At 59.8% G+C, this 21,375-nt stretch carries 15 protein-coding genes and 1 pseudogene; 5 read left to right on the forward strand and 11 right to left on the reverse strand.

All coding sequences use genetic code 11. The features are described 5' to 3' along the window. Positions 1 to 241 precede the first annotated feature (241 nt). Both NGM28_RS27355 and NGM28_RS27360 read left to right on the forward strand, forming a co-directional pair. Positions 242 to 682 (forward strand): annotated as a pseudogene (locus NGM28_RS27355) (GNAT family N-acetyltransferase); the annotation flags it as partial. Positions 683 to 1,093: 411 nt separating this feature from the next. Beyond that, on the forward strand, positions 1,094 to 1,561 hold the full coding sequence (locus NGM28_RS27360; RefSeq protein ID WP_252092400.1) for a hypothetical protein: 468 nt from the start codon (positions 1,094 to 1,096) through the stop codon (positions 1,559 to 1,561). A 6-nt stretch (positions 1,562 to 1,567) separates the two neighbouring features. On the opposite strand, the gene NGM28_RS27365 is transcribed toward NGM28_RS27360, so the two are convergent. From NGM28_RS27365 to NGM28_RS27375, 3 genes are all read right to left on the reverse strand, one after another. Next, positions 1,568 to 2,140 carry a hypothetical protein gene (locus NGM28_RS27365; protein ID WP_252092401.1) on the reverse strand — a complete coding sequence of 191 codons (573 nt, stop codon included), beginning with the start codon at positions 2,138 to 2,140 and terminating at the stop codon, positions 1,568 to 1,570. 183 nt (positions 2,141 to 2,323) lie between these two features. Next, positions 2,324 to 3,535: a contractile injection system protein, VgrG/Pvc8 family gene (locus tag NGM28_RS27370; protein WP_252092402.1), complete on the reverse strand. Its 1,212-nt coding sequence runs from the start codon at positions 3,533 to 3,535 to the stop codon at positions 2,324 to 2,326. Between the two features lie 103 nt (positions 3,536 to 3,638). Then, positions 3,639 to 4,742 (reverse strand): polyamine ABC transporter substrate-binding protein, encoded by a 1,104-nt coding sequence (locus tag NGM28_RS27375; RefSeq protein ID WP_252092403.1) that lies wholly within the window; start codon positions 4,740 to 4,742, stop codon positions 3,639 to 3,641. A 139-nt stretch (positions 4,743 to 4,881) separates the two neighbouring features. Between NGM28_RS27375 and NGM28_RS27380 the strand changes: the two genes are divergently transcribed. Next, entirely contained in the window at positions 4,882 to 5,670 is a 789-nt protein-coding gene (locus NGM28_RS27380; protein ID WP_252092404.1) for a helix-turn-helix transcriptional regulator, read from the forward strand. Between the two features lie 315 nt (positions 5,671 to 5,985). Beyond that, positions 5,986 to 6,714, forward strand: a complete 729-nt coding sequence (locus NGM28_RS27385) for a hypothetical protein (protein ID WP_252092405.1) — start codon at positions 5,986 to 5,988, stop codon at positions 6,712 to 6,714. A gap of 60 nt (positions 6,715 to 6,774) precedes the next feature. Here NGM28_RS27385 and NGM28_RS27390 read toward each other — a convergent pair whose 3' ends face one another. After that, positions 6,775 to 8,967 (reverse strand): TonB-dependent receptor, encoded by a 2,193-nt coding sequence (locus tag NGM28_RS27390; RefSeq protein ID WP_240066425.1) that lies wholly within the window; start codon positions 8,965 to 8,967, stop codon positions 6,775 to 6,777. A gap of 209 nt (positions 8,968 to 9,176) precedes the next feature. Between NGM28_RS27390 and NGM28_RS27395 the strand changes: the two genes are divergently transcribed. After that, positions 9,177 to 10,223: an NAD(P)/FAD-dependent oxidoreductase gene (locus tag NGM28_RS27395; protein WP_252092406.1), complete on the forward strand. Its 1,047-nt coding sequence runs from the start codon at positions 9,177 to 9,179 to the stop codon at positions 10,221 to 10,223. A gap of 46 nt (positions 10,224 to 10,269) precedes the next feature. On the opposite strand, the gene NGM28_RS27400 is transcribed toward NGM28_RS27395, so the two are convergent. The 7 genes from NGM28_RS27400 to NGM28_RS27430 form a co-directional block, all read right to left on the reverse strand. Beyond that, a complete protein-coding gene (locus NGM28_RS27400) occupies positions 10,270 to 10,770 on the reverse strand; it encodes a DUF6714 family protein (RefSeq protein WP_252092407.1) in 501 nt (166 codons plus the stop codon). A gap of 571 nt (positions 10,771 to 11,341) precedes the next feature. After that, positions 11,342 to 11,842 carry a DUF6714 family protein gene (locus NGM28_RS27405; protein ID WP_252092408.1) on the reverse strand — a complete coding sequence of 167 codons (501 nt, stop codon included), beginning with the start codon at positions 11,840 to 11,842 and terminating at the stop codon, positions 11,342 to 11,344. A gap of 524 nt (positions 11,843 to 12,366) precedes the next feature. Then, positions 12,367 to 12,861 carry a DUF6714 family protein gene (locus NGM28_RS27410; protein WP_252092409.1) on the reverse strand — a complete coding sequence of 165 codons (495 nt, stop codon included), beginning with the start codon at positions 12,859 to 12,861 and terminating at the stop codon, positions 12,367 to 12,369. A gap of 78 nt (positions 12,862 to 12,939) precedes the next feature. Then, a complete protein-coding gene (locus NGM28_RS27415) occupies positions 12,940 to 13,422 on the reverse strand; it encodes a DUF6714 family protein (protein WP_240066430.1) in 483 nt (160 codons plus the stop codon). A 325-nt stretch (positions 13,423 to 13,747) separates the two neighbouring features. Next, a complete protein-coding gene (locus tag NGM28_RS27420) occupies positions 13,748 to 14,269 on the reverse strand; it encodes a DUF6714 family protein (protein ID WP_252092410.1) in 522 nt (173 codons plus the stop codon). Next, positions 14,248 to 19,008: an RHS repeat-associated core domain-containing protein gene (locus NGM28_RS27425; protein ID WP_252092411.1), complete on the reverse strand. Its 4,761-nt coding sequence runs from the start codon at positions 19,006 to 19,008 to the stop codon at positions 14,248 to 14,250. Before NGM28_RS27425 ends, NGM28_RS27420 begins: the two co-directional genes overlap by 22 nt. Beyond that, on the reverse strand, positions 19,005 to 21,375 hold a 2,371-nt coding region (locus tag NGM28_RS27430; protein ID WP_252092412.1), incomplete at its 5' end, for a type VI secretion system tip protein VgrG. The genes NGM28_RS27425 and NGM28_RS27430, both read right to left, overlap by 4 nt.

The following is a 21,375-nucleotide window of genomic DNA, read 5'->3' on the forward strand; positions in this document are numbered from 1 at the left end:
ATCGTATTACCTGAGCGCGCTGGCCAAGGCGCTGATGGATGATGCGGAGTTGGGGATGAAGCACTGACCTCTAGGCACATGCGGGCTCTGTAGGAGCGGCCTTGTGCCGCGAAAGGGCTGCGTAGCAGCCCCCGGCAATGGTGCATGATGCGGAGATCTGGGGCCGCTTTGCGGCCCTTTCGCGGCACAAGGCCGCTCCTACAGGGGATTGCGATACGCCTTGGAGCAGAGGGAGGCGTCCATGGAATGTTATGTCCGCCGCGCTAAGCGCGAAGACGCAGAAGCCATCAGCCGCATCGTGATCGCGGCACTGCGTGAATCCAACTCGCAGGATTACCCGGCAGAAGTGATCACCCAAGTAGAACAGAGCTTTTCACCTGCGGCGGTCAGTGCATTACTCGATAGCCGAGTGGTGTTCGTGGCGGTCATCCAGAACAATCTGTTGGGGACGGCAAGCCTCGATGGCGACGTTGTCAGGAGAGTGTTTGTCGCGCCCATCCATCATGGGACAGGTATTGGCAGACAGCTGATGGAGGCCATCCATGCAGCGGCGATCAGGACTGGTGTCACGGCACTGCGCGTTCCTTCGTCCATCACGGCCCAAGGCTTCTACGCACGGTTGGGATATCGGAAGTTTCGTGATGAATTCCATGGTGAAGAGCGCACCATTGTCATGGAAAAGTCCACGCTGACCATGACGCAAGCGGCCAACGCGCTCAACGTTTCTTGCGAACATCTGGCAAAGCTGCTGGATGAAGGAGCAATCCCCCATACCAGCGCTGAAGGTGAACGGGCAATCACGTTCTCCGACCTGATTGCCTACAAGGACAAGCGTGGCAAGATCAGCCGGACCGCGATGGATGAGCTGGCAGCCCAAGCCCAGGACATGAAAATGGGTTACGAGTGAGTCCGTTCAGTTGCACTCAGCGTAAGCATGCATGGTTTTCGTTCTAGCATCGCAGTCTCTGGCACCGGCTCTGCCGTTGATCGCGGACACGCCAGGCGTGAACGTGCCAGGCCATTCGACGATGACATTGGCATCAGCAAGTATTTCCTGTATCACGACCGCTTCACACCACGCCAGGGAAGCCCCATGCACCACCGCATCACCGCCATCTGCCACAAAGCCTGTTTTTCCCGCAGCACCTGTGCCTGGTTGGCCATCGATGATGTGCCGATCGAGGTGTGGCTGGCCCAACACCTGGCCTTTCCCGACCTCGAACGCCATGGCCTGGCGCTGATGTGGCTGCTGGACGAGGAGGAGGACGCCCTGGCCAACCGCCGCATCCTCCCCGCCGAGGATGGCACCTCCACCCTGGTACCGCTGCTGGTATGCAGCGACGACATGAATTTTGACTGCTTCGCGCTGATGACCGAACAGGTGATCGACGGCGACACCGTGCACTGGCGGCGGTTCGGGCACAGCGCCACCGGCGGGCTGGAAGTGGGTGCTTCCATGCACTGGTATCCAGACAGCAAACCGGTGAGCTTCAAACTAAGCGACTTCAACCATGCGATAAGTGAGCACAGTCGGCTGATCAAGGCATGTGTCGGGCAGTAGCCACAGTCACCCTGCCGCAACAAAGGGCTCGCCTTCCTGGTCGCCACGCGTTGCAGCTTCCCCGGTGGCGACATCAAAACAGTAGGCGGTGCCGTAGAAATCCACGACTTCCACATGCTCAGGCGCCAGTTGAAAGCCTCCGGTGAAGATATCGGCACCCATGGCTTTCCAGATGACGTCGCCCTCCGGGGACAGGCAGGTGATTTCCAGCTCGCCGTGCGAAATCAATACACGCTGCTGTGCTGCCCAATAGAGACCGAAACACGTCGCCAGATCCACCTTGCGTGACCAAAGCAGGTCATGGGGAGGGATCAGCGACACGCAGGCAACCTGGTTGCCCACGGCCAGCACCAGCTTTTCGTCGATCACCAGCGCCGAATGTGCATGTACCCCTGCCCCGCCGCCGGCTCCGACCACCACTATGCCGATGTCGTTCAGCATCACGCCATGAGCCGATGACAGGCCGTCATCGCCGACGATGACTTCCCGCGCATATGACCGCAAATTGTCCGTGGACTCGAACGTGTAGGTGGGCTCGTCAACGACAGTAATCACACCCTGTCGAGCGGCAATCTTCATTTGCGAATTCCTATATCCAAGACGGACACCCGCATTTGCCCGCCTCCGAGGCGATCCGGGCGCAGAATCGCTTAGGCTAGCACGCCCAGGGGGTCGACCTTCCTAAGCTCCATGTCGGCCGCCAGATCGGGACGCAGGAAAATGTCGGCCATGGGTTTATACGGAATTATTCCAGGCCAATAATTATTGGCCCTGAATAATTCCATCTAAACCCCGCCCCTGACAGCTGCAGCACACGCAACCACTGATCAGCGGCTGATCGGGATCGCCCTCAAGAAAAGTCACCCTGACCTCCATTCCCTTCCGAGGCGGCATGCTCTCGCAATGCCAGTCGGAGACCAACCGCAGCCAGCAACTGCGCGTGTCACCCACTCGCTCTTCGCGGTCCCAGGGGAACTCAACCTTGACCCTAGCCAGGCGCCGATCACTCCGAACCGCCTCATCCTCCACGGCAACGACCACCGCCGTCTGATTGCCGGGCACCTGGGGTTTCCTGTGAGCCAACGGCGGACGGTAGCTCGCGTGCCACGCATAGCCCGTGAAGCGGTTACGGTAACCCTGATAAAAATCGCCTTCGTTGCCAGTGGCGAGGTGTTCACCAGACAACGGTGGCTGCCGCCCTTCATGGATAACCTGAGTCAGCAACCAGGGAGCATTCCACGCGTTGTGCGGATGGCCCGTGATTTCCAGCACATGACCACTGGCCAAGCGCGGCTGGTCACTGTGCCCTTCCGTTCGCCGACAAGCCGCATGATGACGCTCCATCAGGTGTTTGATCACCGGCTCGTCGGCGACGCTGTCGGGCGCTTGCCTGTAGGCGGTTGGGATGCCACTTCTGGTAAAGGCCGACTGATGATCGCCCAGCACCAGCACATGCCCCCGCGCACTGTGTTGAAAGTGGAAGTGGATACCCTCTTCTTCGCACAGGCGCTGGACGAAATGCAGGTCTGTTTCGTCGTACTGGGTGCAGATATCGCGCGCGCGGTAGTTTGCCCGTAGCTCAAGCCGATAGGCGTCGCCCACTATCCCGTGCTCTTCCAATATCAAGGCAACGATTTCCGGCGCCGATAGCCGTTGATAGATCCGTTGGTTGATGCGATGGCGCAGGTAGGACAACTGCGGCACCAGGGCCAACTTGTAGCGTGGCTCATCACCGCATTGGGCAACGTGGTAGACGCGCCCGTGTACACCGTTGCCCTGGGCGTCGAAGGCCAGGAAAGCCTCGCGGTCGATCAGGCTGTCGAGGTCCAGGTCAGCCGGTTCGCCGACCAGTTCCACATTGAAGAAGTACGGCCTGCTGATGGCCTCTTCGCCGCTGAACGCGAGCACGTGGAGTCCATGTTCGACACCGTCGATGGTCAAGCTGAAGTGGGTCTGCCGAGTTGGGCTGAACATCCGCTGTTCCCTCTCTACATAAGCCAAGGATGACGCGCACGAAGCCACTGCCTCCATGAGCACGGAGGCAGGCATCGGGCTGCAGGCGAAACTTCAGGTCAGGTCAAACGCCACTTTTCACTTTGGTCCAGACCCGGGTGCGGATTCGTTCGAGTTTCAACGGCAGTGGCTCGAGCGGAATCAGCGTGGCAACCGTCTTCTTGTCGGGATAAATCCAGGGGTTGTCCCGCAGCGCCTGTTCGACGAACTGGGTGGCGTCCTTGTTGGCGTTGGGGTACAGCGTGTGGTTCGAGGTCTTGGCGATCACTTCCGGGCGCATCATGTAGTTGATGAACGCCAGGCCTGCCTTGGGATGGGGCGCATCCTTGAGCAGTACCAGGTTTTCCGACCACACCAGCGCGCCTTCGCGAGGCAGGCTGTAGGTGATCCGGCGCCCGGTGTTGTTCTTCTCGTTGATCGCCTGCGCGGCCAGGGCGCCGTTGGCCCAACCCACCACCGCACAGATATTGCCGTCGGCCATGTCGGTGTCGATGCGCGACGAGTCGAAATACAGCACGTACGGGCGGATTTTCATCAGCAGGTCTTGCGCCTTCTGGTAGTCCGCCGGGTTGGTGCTGTTGCTGGGCAGCCCCAGGTAGTTCAAGGCAATCGAGATGATCTCGCTGGGCGAGTCGAGCATCGCCACGCCACACGACTTCAGCTTGCTGATGTTCTCTTCCTTGAAGATCAGGTCCCAGCTGTTCACCGGCGCCTGGTCACCCAATGCCGCCTTGACCTTGTCGACGTCGTAGCCGATGCCAGTGGTGCCCCACAGGTAGGGCACCGCGTAGCGGTTGCCAGGATCGTTGACCGCCAGCTGGGCGAGGATGTCCGGGTCGATATGTGCAAGGTTCCCCAACTGCGCACGGTCCAGCGGCTGGAGCACCCCAGCCGCGATCAGCGTGGGCAACACGTTGGAGGTTGCCACCACCACGTCATACCCGGTGCGCCCGGCCATGACCTTGCTCTGCATGATGTCGGCGCTGTCGAACGCGTCCATGTGCACGCGGGTGCCGGTTTCCTGCTCGAAGGCCTTCGGGGTCTCCGGCGCCAGCAACCCGAACCAGTTGTACAGATGCACCCCGGGCTCGGCGGCCGCCACCGAGGTGCTGACTGCCGCGCAGAGCAGCGAGGCCGAAAAAAGGGTTCGCAAACGTGAGGTTCTCATGCAACATCCTTGTCCAGACGATTGTTGTCTCATGGCCATCCCAAGCCTTGGCACCGACTATACCGGGCACGCCCGGAGAGTAAATACCTCGAAATACTTACCTCCGGCCTACGCATCCTTAACCCAAAAGGGGTAGAAAATGCCGTTCGACCTCCATGGACTGGCGTGGCACCGAACGATCGGCAAGCTGATCATGCAACTGAACCGGCCGGAGTTCTGGAGTTCGCTGGTGCGGGTGTTGAATGAGTACGTGCAGATCGACAACTGGGTGGTGTTGATTTTCGGCAGCCAGCACGTGGAAGTGGTCAGCCTGCCTGAAGTGGCGGACGCAGAAGAGGTGGATGCGTTCATCCATCGCTATGTGACGGAGTTGTATCTGCTGGACCCGTTCTACATCGCCAATCGAGAGAACCCCCAGGGCGGTTTCTTCCACCTGCTGGATATCGCGCCGGAGTACTTTCTCGAGACCGAGTACTACCACCAGTACTTCGCCCAGTACATCTCGGTGGATGAAGCGCAGTACAACGTGCAGCTCGACGCCGACCGGACGCTGTGCATTTCCATCGGCAGCAAGGTGCGTTTCACCCAAGAGCAAATCACCATTCTCGACATCATCAAGCCCTGGGTGACGGCCTTGATGCACCAGCGCATGTGCTTTGAAAGCGATGCCGAGAAAAGTCTTGCCGAGCCACCGCCACGGCAAGAAACGCTGGCCCAGCTGGGTGCGCAGTTGACGACGCGGGAAAGCGATGTGCTCAGGCTGCTGTTGAGCGGGTTCTCCAACAAAGAGATAGCCGGGAAGCTTGCGCTCTCGGCGGAGACGATCAAAGTTCACCGCCGCAACATTTACGCCAAGCTGAATATCAAGTCGCAGTCTGAGTTGTTTACCCGGTTCTTCATGCCCCGCGCCTACCCGACAGCCCCTTGACCACGATGTACAGCAGCGGCCCGAGTGACACGAAGCGGGCCACATTGTGTATGGCACCGGCGTCGCCGGTGTTCGCGGGTAAACCCGCTCCTACAGGTACCCCATAAACGCCAAGCCGTACTGGTAGGAGCCGGCTTACCGGCGAAGGGGCCAGTGCAGTCAACACATCAATGTGGTTTCACTACGGATCGAACATCTGACTCCCCTGACAGCGGCACTACGAATCACGGGTTGTCCGAGCCTGCCGCAACCGTCGACTAGCGAACCATGCGCCATTAGAATGCCACTTCCAAAATCGCGACAGGATGTTGCCCCATGACTTTCGATGTGCATCACTACGCCAAGGCCTACTACAGCAACATCCAACCGGCGCCAGGCAATCTTTATCCAAGGCTCAAAGCCTGGGAATTCCTCTACGAGTACATCTGGGACGATTCCCGAACCTCCTGGTCCGACCTGACGTCCAAGACGCAACTGGAGACGACCGCGCTGCACATCGGTTTCTACCTGGCGAACTGGGGGATGTTCCGGGGCTCCTCGGGGCTGCTGCAGAACAGCAACCTGGACCTGATGAAGGCCTTGGCCAAGCTGCTCTTCGAAGGCCAGGGAGCCAAGTTGCTGGAGCTCTCGCTGGAAGACTTCGGGCCTGACAACCCACATCGAGCCCAACATCAGAAACTGCTGGATTCCGTGCTGGGCTCCATGGAGTCCTTGGCGACCAACGTCTCCTGGACGAACACTCTCAAGACCAAGATCCTGATGGGCGTATGGGGTGAGTGCCCAGCGCTCGATCGTTTCTATATCGCGGCATGTCGCGATCTGTTCCCTCGCCGCTCCTCCATCACCAATGCCAGTGGCAAAGGCCTTGCCGCGTTGGCGGAACTGGTCGAGGAACTCGCCGTTCCTCCCCTGCCCCTAGAAACCGGACGCCTTGGGCTGCAATACCCCACCGCGCGGATCATGGACATGGCGATGTTTCAATACGGACTCGAACTGGAACAGGGTTTCGACAAACAAGCTGCCGCGGCGGCTCAGGGGCGATAGCGGTCTGCCGTGCGAGCCCCACAGGGTCGTCGCACGGCCGCTCCATCGGGTAAGGCCACGTCAGAAATCGATAGTGCCCGAGAACTTCACCAACCGCGGATCGCCCTGGGTCATGTAGCCGCCGTTGGCCGAGGCCCAGTAGTTCTTGTCGGTGAGGTTCTCCACGTTCACCCGCAAGGTCAGGTCCTTCTCGGCCACCTTCAGCTTGTAGCGGGCGCCGGCGTCGAAGCGGTTCCAGGTTGGCAAGCTGAGGTTGTTGGCGGCATCGACGAACTGGCCGCCGGTGCGCAGCATGCGGGCATTGAGCGCCAGGCCCGGCACGCCCGGCACATCCCAATCCACGCTGGCATTGAGCTGGAAGGTCGGCACGCCGATGGCGTGGTTGCCGTCGTTGGTGCCGTTGAGGGTCTTCTTCTGCTCCGAGGTCATGCGCGTGCCGCCGGCCATCAGGCGCAGGCCGTCGATGGGCTCGCCGAACACGCTCAGCTCGATGCCTTTGTTGACCTGCTCGCCATCGCGGATGAAGCGGTTGCCGAGGGTGTAGCCGTCCGACGGTTTCTCGATACGGAACACGGCGAGGTTGGCGCCGTAGGTCTGCTTGTCGAGCTTGATGCCGGCCTCGAGCTGCTTGGTGCGCCCTGGCGGGAACATCTCGCCGGCGTTCACCACATTGGTCGGCGCGGTCGGGCCCTGGGCCAGGCCTTCGATGCGGTTGGCGTACAGCGAGACGCTGTCGGTGGCCTTGAACACGATGCCGTAGACCGGCGTGGTGACACTTTTGACATAGGCCGGGCCGTTGCGGCTGCCGTCGTTGGCCGGGTTGGCGACACCGTTGAGGGTCGTGCCGTCATAGGTGTAGTTCTCTACGCGCAATTGCTGGCGGCGTACGCCGTAGGTCAGCAACAGGCGGTCATCGAACAGGCCCAGCGTGTCGGACAGCGCGATGCTGCGGTTGCGGGTTTTCCCGGTGACGCCGGGGTCGCCCATGTCGCCGCCGGTCATGCTGACATCGGTAGGCCGGGGCAACTTGCCGGTGTTGTAGATATTGGTGTTGCCAGTGGTCGAGCGATAGAAAGTGTAGGCGTTTTCCGCCTGGGTCCACATCGTGTTGGCGCCCAGGGCGATCTGGTGGCTGACCGGGCCGGTCTGCAGGCGGCCGTTGAGGCCGGCGCTGAAGCTGGTGTTGTCTTCGCCGTGGACGATATCCGAACCACCAAGGGTGGCCGTGCCGCTGTTGCCCACCAGCACCGGCGTGCCGTAGGTGCCGTGCTCGCGGGTGTGGCGGGCGCCACCGGCGAGGTAGGCGGTCCAGCTTTCGTTCAGGTCCCATTCGCCACGGACCATGCCGAAGGTGTCTTCCGACTCGCTGTAGGTCCAGTCCTGGCCGTAGTTGTGGCTGGCGTCCGGCGCGGTGGGCACCTTGGTGGCGGTGCCGGGGCGCACGGAGTTGCGCAGGTGGTTGATGCGCTGCTTCTGGTAGCCGAAGTCGGTGGACAGGCGGAAATCGTCGCCGCGGTAGTCCAGGCCGGCGACGAACAGCTTGGTGCGTTGGTCCTGGTCGTCGACGGCGGTTTCGCCTTCGCGCTGGCTGAGGTTCAGGCGCGCGCCGAAGCGGTTGTCCTCACCAAAGCGCTGGCCGATGTCCAGGTGCTCGCCGATGCGCCCGTCGCTGCTGATGTCCTGGGTGTAGCGGCGGGTGGGGGTGTCGCCGGCGCGCTTGGGCTGCAAGTTGACGTTGCCGCCCAGGCCGGTGCCGGTCGGGCTCGCGCCGTTGAGGAAGGCATTGGGGCCCTTGAACACTTCCACGCGCTCCACCCCGTCGGTGGACATGATCTGGCGCGGCAGGATCCCGTACAGGCCATTGAAGGCAATGTCGTCGCCCGCCAGTGGCAGGCCACGGATCACGAAGACCTTGGACTGGTTGCCGAAACCATACGACTCGCGCACCGACGGATCGTTGGCCAGCACATCGCCGATGTCCTCGGCCTGCTGGTCCTCGATCAGCTTCGAGGTGTAGCTGGTCAAGGTGAACGGCACGTCCATGTTGTCCTGGTTGCCCAGCACGCCCATCTGCCCGCCACGGGCGACCTGGCCACCGGCGAAGGCTTCGGGCAATGCGTTCGGGGTGGGTTTGACGGCGTCGGCGTTGACGTCGGTGGCCTCGAGCTGGATCGGCTCGGCGGCCTGCGCCATCAAGGTGACGGAACAGCAGAGCGCCAGCAGGGCTGGGCGGGACGGGAAGCGCGACGCCATCGTGGGGATCCTGACAGGTGGAATTAAATGAGGGCGTGAATGTTAATGCTTCGCATGCGCAAACATCAACCTATCCAATTGCGTTATGCCATCTTCGGGATCAACGGCGGATCGAGCCGACATAATTCAATCGAGTGAGTCCGCAGAGAGAGCACAGGGTGCATGCCTTCCCGAGGTATGATCGGCGCCTCGACGAACAGGAGGTTGCGATGAGCCAAGGTGACGGCATGCGGGTGATCGTGGTGGGTGCCGGCATTGTCGGTGCGTCAATCGCCTATCACCTGGCCCGCAAAGGGGCACGGGTGACGGTGGTGGAGGCCGGCGAGATCGCCTCGGGCGTAACCGGCCGTTCGTTTGCCTGGATCAACACCTGCGCCGCCGGGCCCGAAGCCGTCGCGCCGCTGCGCAATGCTGCGATCGATGACTACCGCCGCCTCGAGCGCGAGCTGCCTGGCCTGGCCGTGCGCTGGACGGGCTCGTTGTGCTACGCGCAGCCTTCTCTTGCTGAGCCGGACACCTCGTCCACAGTGGTGGTTTCCCGGCAACGGATCCGCGACCTGGAGCCCAACCTCCGGCATCCGCCCGAGCAAGCCATGCATGCGCCGCAGGAAGGCGCGCTGGACGCCGTGGCCGTAACCCATGCACTGATCGCAGGCGCCAAGGCCCATGGCGCCACGGTGCTGACGCAGACCCAGGTGCTCGGTATGAGGTTCGACCGCGACACCCTGTCGGGCGTGAACACCTCCCAAGGCCCCATCGCAGCCGATCGGGTGGTGCTGGCTGCCGGCAGTGGCTGCGCGGCGCTGGCAGGTGCGCTGGGGGTGCCACTTGCCATCGAGCCCTCTCCTGCCCTCTTCATCCGCTACCGCGCCCGGCCCGGGCTGGTGCGCGGCATCATTTCGAACGCGGCCATGGAAGTCAGGCAAGGGGCGGAAGGTTGGCTGTTGGCGGCCGAGGATTATCTTGGCGATGGCCCGGAGCATCAGCCAGCGGTGGTGGCACGGCGCACGGCCGAAGCCATTCGCGGCGAACTCGAAGGCTTGAGCGGCCTTGAACTTGAAACGGCATGCGTTGGCTGGCGACCGATGCCCAAAGACGGTATTCCGCTGATTGGCTATGTGCCCGGGGTGTCGGGGGTTTACCTATGCGTGATGCACCCAGGCGTGACGCTGGCGGCGGTGGTGGGCAGGCTGGTCAGTGAAGAGATTGTCGATGGCAAGACACATACCCACCTGTTGCCTTGCCGTCCGGTGTAACGCATGCGCACCTTGGAGATCGAGCGCAGAGATCCCTCCTCGACCTTCATTCTGTCTTGGGAGAGATCTGCCAGTATTCCGCTATGATCTCCAAAACGGCCTGCGCATCCTCGTCGTCATACGCTTCCCAGATAAAACTCATCACGCTGGCGACGGCGTTTTTCTGTGGCAGGCTCAATGAGCTCAACTCATAGTGCGAATCATATTTCACATAACCCTGCATGCTCCATGACAACATTTGAGTTAAGATATCGCCCTCATAGTAACTCTCCGTCGCCATCAACAGGTAAGCAGGCAAATAATATTTTATGCCTGCAGGCGCCATAAAACTAAGGCAAGCGGATTCATCCCCAACATAGTTTTCACGAAAATCTTTCAGGCTAAGCTCCCACCAGCGCTTTCCTGCAAAGTAATCACGGATCTGTAATGGTTCCGGATACCGAGATTTTACAACCTGATCAGCTTCTGGCGGCTCTGCCTTACCAAAGGCAGCCTCCACCTCTCGTCGGATACTGAGCAGCCGTCTGTTAATCGTTTTTCCTTGCATAACACTACACTCCCATACTGGCGATTTCGAACAGCACCGACGCAACCTTCGCATTCAACCGCCCACCACGAGCAGAGCGGAATCAAGCCTGTAACCAATATCACACGCCTGAAAATCTCAAGCCCCGCCAGGCCATCTGCATGCGATACCAAGAAGCAGACAAATACATATATCGCAACTGACGGAATCGCTAACAGAGTCTTCACAACCCAGAGAAAATACGTTCACCACATAATCAACCTAAAACCCAAGCCTGACATAGCATCTACAGTGCGCAACCGTTAGCCCTACCCCAATGGCAGAGCACTATGGCCATCACCCAAATACAAACATTAACCCCCATCACCAACAAAAAAGTCAAAGAGAACCTTCTATCCTCAAATCGAAAAATATGCCCATAGACCTCCAACACCCCAAGAAACGAATTGAAATCTATCCCCTTACGCCTCGCATACGAGGCAGAATAAAAAACCAACAACGCCCCGCTAACCATAAAAAAATAAAACGAAAACTCCTTAAAGCAATATATATAATCACACACAACCATCACCCTTAAGAATCAATTGCAGAATCAACAGCTAAATTTCTTCCCCCAACACTGCCCTAGGATTTCCAGAGCTTCCTCAGCCTCCTCATCTCCGTATTCCTGCCAAATGAATCTCATCGCTGCTGCCACAGCCTTTTTCTGCTCGTCATTCAAAGCGCTCAGTCCATACATATCATCCTCGCGAACATATGTACGCATCCTTGACGACAACTCCAACGTCAAGACATCACCCTCGTAGTAATTCTCAACAGCCAGCAAAAGATATGCTGGAAGATAATACTTCATACCAAGGGACGTCATGAAGGTCAGACAAGCCGATGGGTCCCCAACGTAATCATCATAAAGACCCTTTAACGTGAGAACCCACCAATCTTTTCCTGAAAAATATTCTCTGATCTGCATCGGCTCCGGATATACAGAATCCACTATATGACCCGCACTGGGCGCTGACTCTTTCCTGAAGGCGGCCTCAACCATCGCCCTAACCGCTCTCTTCCTTGAGCCCAACAAATCATTGTCTCGCACCACCACAACCCTTCAGGTCCTTATATTTATAACGCAACCAATACTCCTGGCATAAGAAATTAAAAAACTCATTCCTACAGCCAGGGCCGCACCGCCCAAAATAGCCAACAAAATCACAACCGAAAGCCTCTTGCTTTCAAACCGAAAGACCCTTCGATACAACTCAAACAAACCAGGAAACGTATTCATATTCACACCATTTTTCTTACAGTACGAATTAGCATACAGAGCAGATAAGCCAATCCAGAAAAATGAAAGCCCAAATATCAAATACGCTAATCTACCAAGATCATCACACATACACAGACTCGAGGTTCAACCGAAACAAAAACATTCGGACTCAATGGCCACTCCAATTCTGTACCTGCCCCACCCCATCCTTAGGTAGAACTCTGAAAAAAGTGAACAGGTATATTCTCTCTACGTTAGAGCAGTGAAAATAAATTTACCCCCTTTCTTGCCCTTGCCGGCGGACTCAAACAGCGACTCAAGTCCCTTAAGCAGAGGCCGTTATAAACCAATTACTATTTACCCCTCAAGAAACCCCCCCAAAAATCCTCAATCGCTTCTGCCGCACCTTCATCTTCGTACCCATCCCACAAAAATTGCAGAACGCTTGCGATTGCTTTTTGCTTCTCAATATTTAGAAAGCTCAGTCTATACGTAGCATCCTTGCTAATGTATAAGCTTAATCTATAGGCCAAGGATTGCGTTAAAACATCACCCTCCTCGTATCGCTCGACCGCCATTAGCAAATACGCCGGAAGATAGTAGTCAATACCGAGAGGCGTCATAAAAGTCAGACATGCCGACGCGTCCCCTATGTAGTCATGACAGAACCCCTCCAGCGTAAGATCCCACCATTGCTTCCCAGCAAAAAAAGCCCTGATCTGCAGAGGTTCCGGAAGGAGGGAGGCGACTATTTGACTGGCATCTGGAGCCCCCTCTTTCTTAAAGGCTTTTTCAACCTCATCCCGAATGTTCTCCCGCCTAGATATTAACGAATCTTTTTCTCGCATAATGCCACTCCATTCCATGCCGCAATAGCGTCCTTTCGACGACATACACTTTGGAGCCTAGCCATTTAGAACCGGCTATCAGTAGTCCTTCCACAAACAGTCCAACGCCTCTTGCGCATCTTCATCATCGTACGCAGCCACTAAAAAACGCAAAACATCAGCCACCGCTTTCATCTCCCCACTCGTCAACATTGACATTTTATATACGTGATCATCCTGAGCATACATAAGAAGTCTAGAAGGAAACTCCAGCGATATATCACCTCCCTCCCAGTAGCACTCAGAAGCAATTAGCAAATAAGCAGGCAAGTAATAATTTCTGCCTTTAGGCGACATGAACGACAAGCAAGCAGAGCCATCACCAGAGTAATCAGCCCGCAGCATTTGCAGCGTGATGCTCCACCAACATCTACCCTTGAAAAACTCCCGCACCATTACTGGCTCTATGCATTTTGAACTTATTATTTCACTAGATTCCGGAGGCATTTTCTTTCCAAACGCACGCTCCACGCCCAAGCGAACTTCTAGCTGCGCCTGACTCAACGAGTTAAACGCTCGCATCGAGCCATCCCCACCCAAGCCTTAACGGATTTTTTATCGCCATCAACACAAGAAACCACTTCACCAGATCCCCTAGACAAAAATTAGTCCTTAAAAAATGGGACAGATTTATGTTTTCACTCTAACTTCGACCCACCCCACCTCACCTGATCGACACCATTTCCTGTGATTCGAGGACCGTCCATAAACGACTAGTGCTCCTCAGTTCCCAGGCTGGATAACCAATCGAATTAGACTGCGCTATTCAGCCGACATTGCCTGAGCTACGCGGCCCCTTCGGCCCCGCGCATGCAACAATTAAAAAATAAATCCCCACCTTTTCTCGTCACCCTAACTCTTGGCCGCCCGCCTTTATATAGTCACTTCCCCAATGCATAGCAACAGCCCTCATCGCCTCCAACGCTTCCTCGTCACCGTACTCCTTCAAAAGAAAAACCAAAACCTCAACAATTGCTTTCTTTTTTTCAACACTATATAAGCTCATACGATATAAATCCTCCCTCATTATCGACCTCTTCAACCTATAAGCAAGGTCCTCCGTAATAATACCCCCATCATAATAATGTTCAACCGCCATCAGCAGATAGGCTGGCAGATAGTATTCAACACCCGCTGGGGCCATGAATGTCAGGCAAGCAGACGAATCACCTATATAATCATCAAATAGCCCCTGAAAAGTAATATCCCACCATCTCTTTCCAGCGAAGTAGTCCCTAATCTGCAAAGGTTCCAAATGCGGGGAAGATATGATTTCACTAGCTTCAGGTGGATTCTCTTTCTTGAAGGCTGTTTCAACCACTTTACGGATACTGGCCTGCCTCGCCTTTAACGTATCTTGGACTCGCATAATGCTACTCCCTCCCATGCCTGGATAGCTTGTTCTCTATGTGTCGAATCACCACCGGCGAAACAACGATTATTGACAGCCTCTCGGGCCATCGCACACTGCAAATTGACCTCTCGCAACTCTGACGCCAGAACAGGATCAGTAACCGACCTGCAAGTCCGCTTGCCTCCTTTACACCAAGCGTTTACCTCATCTTGCAGTTTTCTATGCTCTCCAGGCTCACAGTTTCCAGGCGGGGGCATATCAACACTCAATGGGCTGATTTTGCGTCCAATCGAGTCACGGCTTGCATCCTCTGACTTGGCGGTGTCTCCTGAAGTGCTAAGAACTGCCCCTACCGCAACAGCACCTGCAAGCGTCCCTATCAATGCTCCTGCACCACACCCGACTGGCCCGGCCCAGGAACCTGCCGCACATCCGACAACCGGATTCAATCCCAAGGGGTCGACATAACGCAACGGGTTCCCGGAAGCGTAACTATATGTATTCAGTCCACCCCTCAAACCTGAAGGGTCCCTTGAAACATAGCGCCCAGTTTTCGGATCACGATACCGGAAGCGATTGTAGTGCAGCCCGTTCTCCGCATCGTGGTACTGCCCTTGGAAACGAATCGGGTTCGCAAAGCCCTGTAGCATGGCTCTCTCTGAGCGCTCTTCACGTACTTCCCCCCAAGCCCGGTACTGCCCCACCCAGGCAACATTGCCCTGTTCATCGGTCATTTCCATCGGCGTACCAAGGTGGTCACATTGGTACCAGGCAATGGCATCGAACAGCTGTGGTTTTACCTCGGTGTGCCACAGCGGGTCTTGGTCGAAATCGTATTCGCGCAAGCTCCAGTCTGGCTGCTTGTGCAGGCGGATCGGGCTTTTGCGCAGGGCTTGGGCAACCGGTACAAAGCTGCCGGGTTCGTAAAGGTAATGTACGGTGCGACCAGTGTCGCCCTCATCCCGTGGTGGTGAGCTTTCCCAGGCCAGGGTGTCGCCATCCCAACCGAACAAGGTGAAGCCGCAGCCGAGATCACGCTGGCGCTTGGCGCGTTGCAGCTGGTTCCAGCCAGTACCGGCTTCGGGGCGGTCCCAGAAGTGCGCCACCGAATGCTTATGCAGGCGACGCCCCAAAGCGTCGTAGCTGTAATCGACCTTGAGCTGGTCGTCGTTGTAGCTCGTCAGCCGATCGAACAGGTCCCAAGTGAAAGTAGCGTGTGTGCCGTTGTGCAGGCGATGAATCAGGTTGCCACGCTCGTCGTACTTGTAATGAGTCCCGACGTACTCGCGCAGCAGGTTGTCCATCAGCTTATTGCAACGTGGATCGGCTTCCAGCGGACGATCCAATTCTCGGCTCTTGTTATCGAGCAGATTGCTCGCCGGATCGAAAGCAAAAGTTTCCACGCCGAAACGGCTGGACGCCTGTAGCAAACGCCCGACCGGATCGTATTGATAATCCTGTTGACCTCGACGGGAATCGTGCAGGCCCGTCAATTGATCAGCAGCGTCAAATCGGTACTGGCGCTTAAGCAGCAAGGATTGACCGTCATGGCTGCCCAGCAGTTGCTCCTGCAGACGTCCGGCGAGATCCCAGGCCTGGGTCTGCATCAACTGGTTGCCTTGATGTCGCACAATCTCGCGGTGCAAGTCATCGCGCTCGTAGGCCAGCATCTCGTGCTGGTCAAGCGTCATGCCAAGCAAATGGCCGCTGCCGTAGGTCAGCCAGCTGACCTTGTGGCCGTCCGGGCGGATGGTAGCGGTACGCTGGTTGAGTGCGTCGTACTCGTGCTGCCACACCGCAACCATCGGTGTACCGGTGGCCAAATAGTGCTGGTGCTCACGGGTAAGGTTGCCCGCTTCGTCATGGAACCACTGCAACCTGCTCGACGCATTGGTCGCCTGGATCAGTATCCCGTTGCCGTCGTAGATAAAGCTTTCCGTCTGTCGGTGTTCTTGCAGATGGGCTGTACGCTCAGCCAAACGACCCATAGGGTCGAAACGAAGCTCTATGCGACGTTGGCCGACTCGCGTCGACGCCAGACGTCCAGTGTTGGAATCGTATTGGTAACTGGTCACCAAGCCTTCGAAGCTGGTCTCTTCCAATAGACGACCTACGGGGTCGTATAGAAACAACACCTTGCTATCGTTCTCGTTTTCGAGCCTTGTCAGGCGGCCAAGCTTATCCCAGCGATAACGCACGGAATGTTCATCTGCATCGACACGCTCGGCCAGCAACCCCGCAGGGGTATAGCTCCACGTCGTACACCGATCCAACGCATCGACATGGGCCAGCAACCGCCCTTCGGCATCGCGCTCGAAGCGTTCTTCGGTCTGGTCCGGGTGGGTGACCTTGGCCAACTGCCCGGCCTTGTAGGCGTACTGGATCTGCTCGCCCATGGCGTTGGTGGCCTGCACCAGCCTGCCGAACTCATCGTAGGCCCACTGGCTGCTCTTACCGGAACAGTCGGTGTATTCGAGCAACTGCCCGGCGGCGTTGTACGCCAGCTTTTTCTCGTTGCCGTTGGCGTCCTTGATCGCCTTGAGCTGCCCGGTGGAGGTGTAGGCAAACTCGGTCTTGTTGCCCAGCGGGTCGACCGTCTCGACCAGGTTGCCGACGGCGTCGTAGTCGCGCAACCACAGGCCGCCCTCAGCGTCGAGAAGCTTGATCAGCTGGTCCTGGTCGTCGTAGGCGTAGTGCACCACGCTGTGGTCGGCGCGGATGTGCTGCAGGCGGTTGCTGCGTTCATCGTAGACGTAGCGGTCCTGGCTGCCGTCGGCGTGCAGGTGGCGGATGACGTTCTTGCGGGTGTCGCGGAACAGCCACTCCGAGCGCCCGTCGGCATGCTGGATGCGGTAGGTGTAGCCCTCGGCGTCGTAGTAGTGGCGGGTCTGCCCGCCATGGGCGTCGGTCACGGTGGTCAGGCGGATGTGCGTGTCCCAGGCCAGGCGGGTTTCGAAGCTGCCGTCGTCGGCCCATTCGCGGATCGCCCGGGCATGGGGGCCGCTGCCATCCCATTCGAGGTGCTGGCCGCGGCCGGTGCGGTCGGTGTAGCGGGTGATCAGGTGGTGCTGGTACTGGTACTGCCAGGCGGCGCCGTGTTCATCCTGGGCGGCGATCAGGTCGCCGTGGCCGTCGTAGTGATAGGCGCACAGCTGGCGCAACGGCTTGCCGTCGACCACCTGCCACAGGCCCTGGATATGGCCGTGCTCATCGAGCAACGTGCCCAGTTGCAGGTGCACCTTGGTCGGGTCGTCGTCCTGGTAGGTGTTGATGTCCGACAGCACCGGGCGGCCTTCGTGGAGGTGCTCGTAATGCAGCGTGGCGCCGACGCCGTTGCGCATGCGGATATGCACCAGGTAGAAGCGCTCGCCGACACGCTCGTAGGTCTCGCGGCGCTCCTGCCCACGCGAGAGGATGAGCTGGCTGTCGGTGGTGCGGGTCAGGCCGCGGTACTCCAGCGGGTCGTAGTGGGTCTTGCCGACCTTGGGCAGCGGGTAGGCGTGGCTGCGGCCGTCGATGTCGTGCAGCAGCAGGCCATCGTCCTGCAGGTCGATGCAGGTGGTGAAGGCGGTGATCCAGCGGGCGCCGAGGCTGCCGCCGTCGAGGGCGGCCAGGCGCGAATGGTAGGTGCGGGTCCAGCTGACCGGGAACGGGCCGGGTAGGCTGAAGTCGGTGTGCTGCAAGGTCTCGCTGCCCAGGGCGAAGTCGATGCTGTTGCAGGTGCCGGTCGGGGCGCCGTTCTTGCATTGGTTGGCGGCCTGCAGCGCGGGCGCCTGCTCCTTCTGGGTCTCGACCTTGCCTTCGGCCACTTGGTGGCGGGCCTTGCTGGTGCTGCCGGCCTTGACGTTGGCCACCACCACCTGGGGGTTGCGCTGGCGCCATTGCTCAACGCTGCTGGCCAGGGTCAGGCGCAGGGCTTCGATGGACCCGGGGCTGCCGGCGTCGCCCAGCTTGAGGATGGCGCCGCGCACCAATGGCGCCAATGTGCGCAGCTGCGCGATATGGGCGAGCAGTTGGGCCTTGGCCGCCGCACTGAGGGCGGGGCTGAGGTTGGCGCTGGTCATGCCCTTGCCGGCGCTCTTGTAGGCGTTGAAGGCGCCGGCCAGGTAGTTGTCGATGCTGGCCTGGGGGTCGTGGACCAGCAGGTTGCCCGCGGCGGCTGCTGGGGTGGCGGGCGCCGGGCCGGTACTCGCCGCCAGCGCGGCCAGGCCGGTGGCGATGTCGAGGATAAGCTGCTCGCCCAGTGTGGCGGCGTCGCTCAGCGCCGCCTTGAGATGGCCGGCGGTCTGGCTGACGAAGTCGTCGAGGCTGCCGACGATGTCGGCGTTCAGGTGGCCGGCCATCAGCTCGATCAGCGCATCGCCAAGCACCTGCTTGCCTTCCTGGCGCACGATAAACAGCATCGGCCGCAGGGCCATGCGCGCCGCCGCGCCGCTGGCGGGCGCACGGACCAGGCCGATCAGGTTGATGGCGAAGGTGGCGCAGGCGACCGGGTCGGGCACCTTGTTGCCGGCCAGGATCACGATGTCCCCCAGGGCATCGACCAGGGCGATGCTGTTGCCGGCCACGGCCACGTTGCCGGCGACGCCCTTGAGGCGTTCGAGGGTGACGAAGCTGGCGCTGGTCTGGCGCAGCCAGGTGTCGAACACCACGGCGCCACGGCCGACGTCCTCGACCTGGACCTCGGCCAGCGGAGTGATGGCCACCTGCGGGGCACGGAGGTTGTCGTTTGCTGCGGAGGTCTGTGCGGTCATGAAATCAGCTCGCGTGGCATCAGGTCAGTCACGGGGTTCAGGCTGGGGGGCTTGAAGGCGGGGAGTTTGGGCAGGGCACCCGGCATGGCGGCACCGGCCTTGCGGGTGACGCCCAAGGCCCTGGAGGCGGCCGTGGCCAGTTGCGGCAGGCCGGCGACGCCGCCTTTCAGCGCGCCTTGCACCTGCTGCACGCCCTGCAGCGCGTTCTGCCCGGTCTTGAGCAGGCTCATGCCGGTCTTGGCTGCGTCCATGCCGCTGCTGGCCAGTTGCTTGACCTTGGCCATCGCCGCGCCGCCGCCCTCGGGGGTGAGCGCGTCGGGCATCGCCTCGAATATCGAGGGTGTGCCCTCTTCGTTCGCAGCCAGCTTCGGCCAGGGCAGGCCCTTGGCGAAGCTGCCGAGGCTCCAGGTGTCGGCCGTGTCGAGGCCGAATTTCGCCAAGGCTGGCCCTGGCGCGGCGCCGGACACGGCATTGAAGCCCTGCCCGTCCAGCGAGCCCTTGAGCACCGTGCCCAGGGCGTCGGTGACTTCGTAATCGCCGGCCTTGATGCCCTTGGTGTTGGCGTACAGGTTGAACAGCTCCAGCGCGCCCTTGCCGGGCTTGGGCGGCTCGGGGAAGGTGCCGGCCATGCTCGCCGCGCCGATGTGGGCGAACTGCGCGGCGTGGGCGGTGTAGTTGGCGCTGGTGACGTGGGTGATGCCGCCGGCGTTGTAAGTCGTCGCGCTGCCGCCGCCCTGCACCACCAGCTCGGTCTTGGCCTTGAGGATGATGCGGTCGGCGTTGGCGGTGATGTCCAGCTTGGCCAGCAGGTTGATGTTGTCCTTCAGCGCTCGGAAATCGATATCGCCCGAGGCGGCGACCAGACGGAGGCCGAGGCTTTGGACGAACAGGCGCATGCCCTGGCTGGCGCTGGCCAGCAGGCGTTTGCCGATCGACATGCTGGTGTGCCCGGTACTGCTCAGCGCCAGGTGGCTGCCGCTGGTGAGGTGGTTCGGGCCAGGGGTGGTCAGGGCGATACCGGCCGGGCTCGACACCACGAGGTGCGGCTGGGTGAATTCGGCGAACTCGTTTTTCGTGAGGTCGCCCGGGCCGCTGCCGAGGATGCCCATATGCTGCTTGTGCAGGTCCTTGGCCACGGCGTCCTGGTCGCCCGGTTCCTGGGCCTGCATCTGCTTGGCCAGTTCCGCCAGGCTGTCCTGCTGCTCGCTGGCGGTGGCCAGGCGTTCGGCGGTTTCCGGCAGGTCCTTGTGGTGCTTGGCTTCATTCGGGCGCGGTTCGGTGGTGATCAGCAGGCCGCCAGCAGCGCGCACGGCGCCGTGGCGGTCGGTGCGCAGCTCGAAGCCTTCGCCACGGGGCGCGCCGCCACTCGGGCGCGGGTGGGTCAGGTAGCCCAGGTTCAGCGCACTGGCGCCGTGGTCACTGCGCAGGGCGATGCTGATTTCGCTGGTGGTGTCGTCGATGCGCAGTTCGTTGCCGCGGCTGCCCTTGTATTCCTTGCTCTTGATGGTGGCCAGGGTTTTCAGGTCGGGCAACTTGTAGTGCGGCATGTTCACGCCGTGGTACAGGCAGCCGGTTACCAGCGGCTGGTCGGGGTCACCTTCGAGGAAGCTGACCAGCACTTCCATGCCGACCCGGGGCAGTTGCAGGCCGGCGATGCCCTGCCCGGCCCAGCTCGACGCCACGCGCATCCACACGCTGGACTTGTCGTCCGAGCGGCCTTCGCGGTCCCAGAAGAACTGCACCTTGATGCGGCCGTATTCGTCGCAGTAGATCTCTTCGCCGGCCGGGCCGCTGACCACGGCCCGCTGCTCGCCGAGTACCTTGGGTTTCGGGTGGTTCAGCGACGGGCGGTACGGCTGCTCCCACGGGGTGACCACGAAGAAGTTGCGGTAGCCCTGCTGGAAACCATCGAAGCGTGGGTCGATGTCACTGGTGATGGCTTCTTCCAGCACCTGTGGCTGGCGGCCCTGGTGCTGGATTTCGGTGAGCAGCCAGATGTCGTTCCAGGCGGCGTTGGGGTGGTTGGCCAGGGTCAGGAAGTGCCCGCTGGCCAGCAGTGGCTGGTCACTGTCGCCGCTAGCCTGACGGTAGTCGCTGCGGTGGCGTTCCAGGGCACGGTTGGCCAGGTGCTTGCCACGGGGGCGGTCGAGGAAGCGCCCGGGGTAGTCGTAGTCTTCCAGGGCCGGCTCGTCGTGGCTGTCGGCCTCGCCTTCGAGCTGGATCAGCGGTTTCTTGAAGTCGTAGTCGCGGCGGCTGACGCTGCTGGTGCGGGTTTCTAGGCGCAGGGCGAAGCGCTTGATCATCGGCGTGTCGGCGACCAGCCCGGAGTCGTGCTGGAACTGCACCGGGGCCAGTTTCGGGAACACG

This window comes from Pseudomonas sp. MWU13-3659 (assembly GCF_023757525.1).
Lineage (GTDB): Bacteria > Pseudomonadota > Gammaproteobacteria > Pseudomonadales > Pseudomonadaceae > Aquipseudomonas > Aquipseudomonas entomophila_E.

Coding starts and splice junctions, on each gene's coding strand:
- NGM28_RS27420 (WP_252092410.1), bottom strand. CDS start 14,269: ATGCGAGTCCAAGATACGTTAAAGGCGAGGCAGGCCAGTATCCGTAAA.
- NGM28_RS27380 (WP_252092404.1), top strand. CDS start 4,882: ATGCCGTTCGACCTCCATGGACTGGCGTGGCACCGAACGATCGGCAAG.
- NGM28_RS27415 (WP_240066430.1), bottom strand. CDS start 13,422: ATGCGAGCGTTTAACTCGTTGAGTCAGGCGCAGCTAGAAGTTCGCTTG.
- NGM28_RS27360 (WP_252092400.1), top strand. CDS start 1,094: ATGCACCACCGCATCACCGCCATCTGCCACAAAGCCTGTTTTTCCCGC.
- NGM28_RS27395 (WP_252092406.1), top strand. CDS start 9,177: ATGAGCCAAGGTGACGGCATGCGGGTGATCGTGGTGGGTGCCGGCATT.
- NGM28_RS27370 (WP_252092402.1), bottom strand. CDS start 3,535: ATGTTCAGCCCAACTCGGCAGACCCACTTCAGCTTGACCATCGACGGT.
- NGM28_RS27365 (WP_252092401.1), bottom strand. CDS start 2,140: ATGAAGATTGCCGCTCGACAGGGTGTGATTACTGTCGTTGACGAGCCC.
- NGM28_RS27410 (WP_252092409.1), bottom strand. CDS start 12,861: ATGCGAGAAAAAGATTCGTTAATATCTAGGCGGGAGAACATTCGGGAT.
- NGM28_RS27375 (WP_252092403.1), bottom strand. CDS start 4,742: ATGAGAACCTCACGTTTGCGAACCCTTTTTTCGGCCTCGCTGCTCTGC.
- NGM28_RS27425 (WP_252092411.1), bottom strand. CDS start 19,008: ATGACCGCACAGACCTCCGCAGCAAACGACAACCTCCGTGCCCCGCAG.
- NGM28_RS27400 (WP_252092407.1), bottom strand. CDS start 10,770: ATGCAAGGAAAAACGATTAACAGACGGCTGCTCAGTATCCGACGAGAG.
- NGM28_RS27390 (WP_240066425.1), bottom strand. CDS start 8,967: ATGGCGTCGCGCTTCCCGTCCCGCCCAGCCCTGCTGGCGCTCTGCTGT.
- NGM28_RS27385 (WP_252092405.1), top strand. CDS start 5,986: ATGACTTTCGATGTGCATCACTACGCCAAGGCCTACTACAGCAACATC.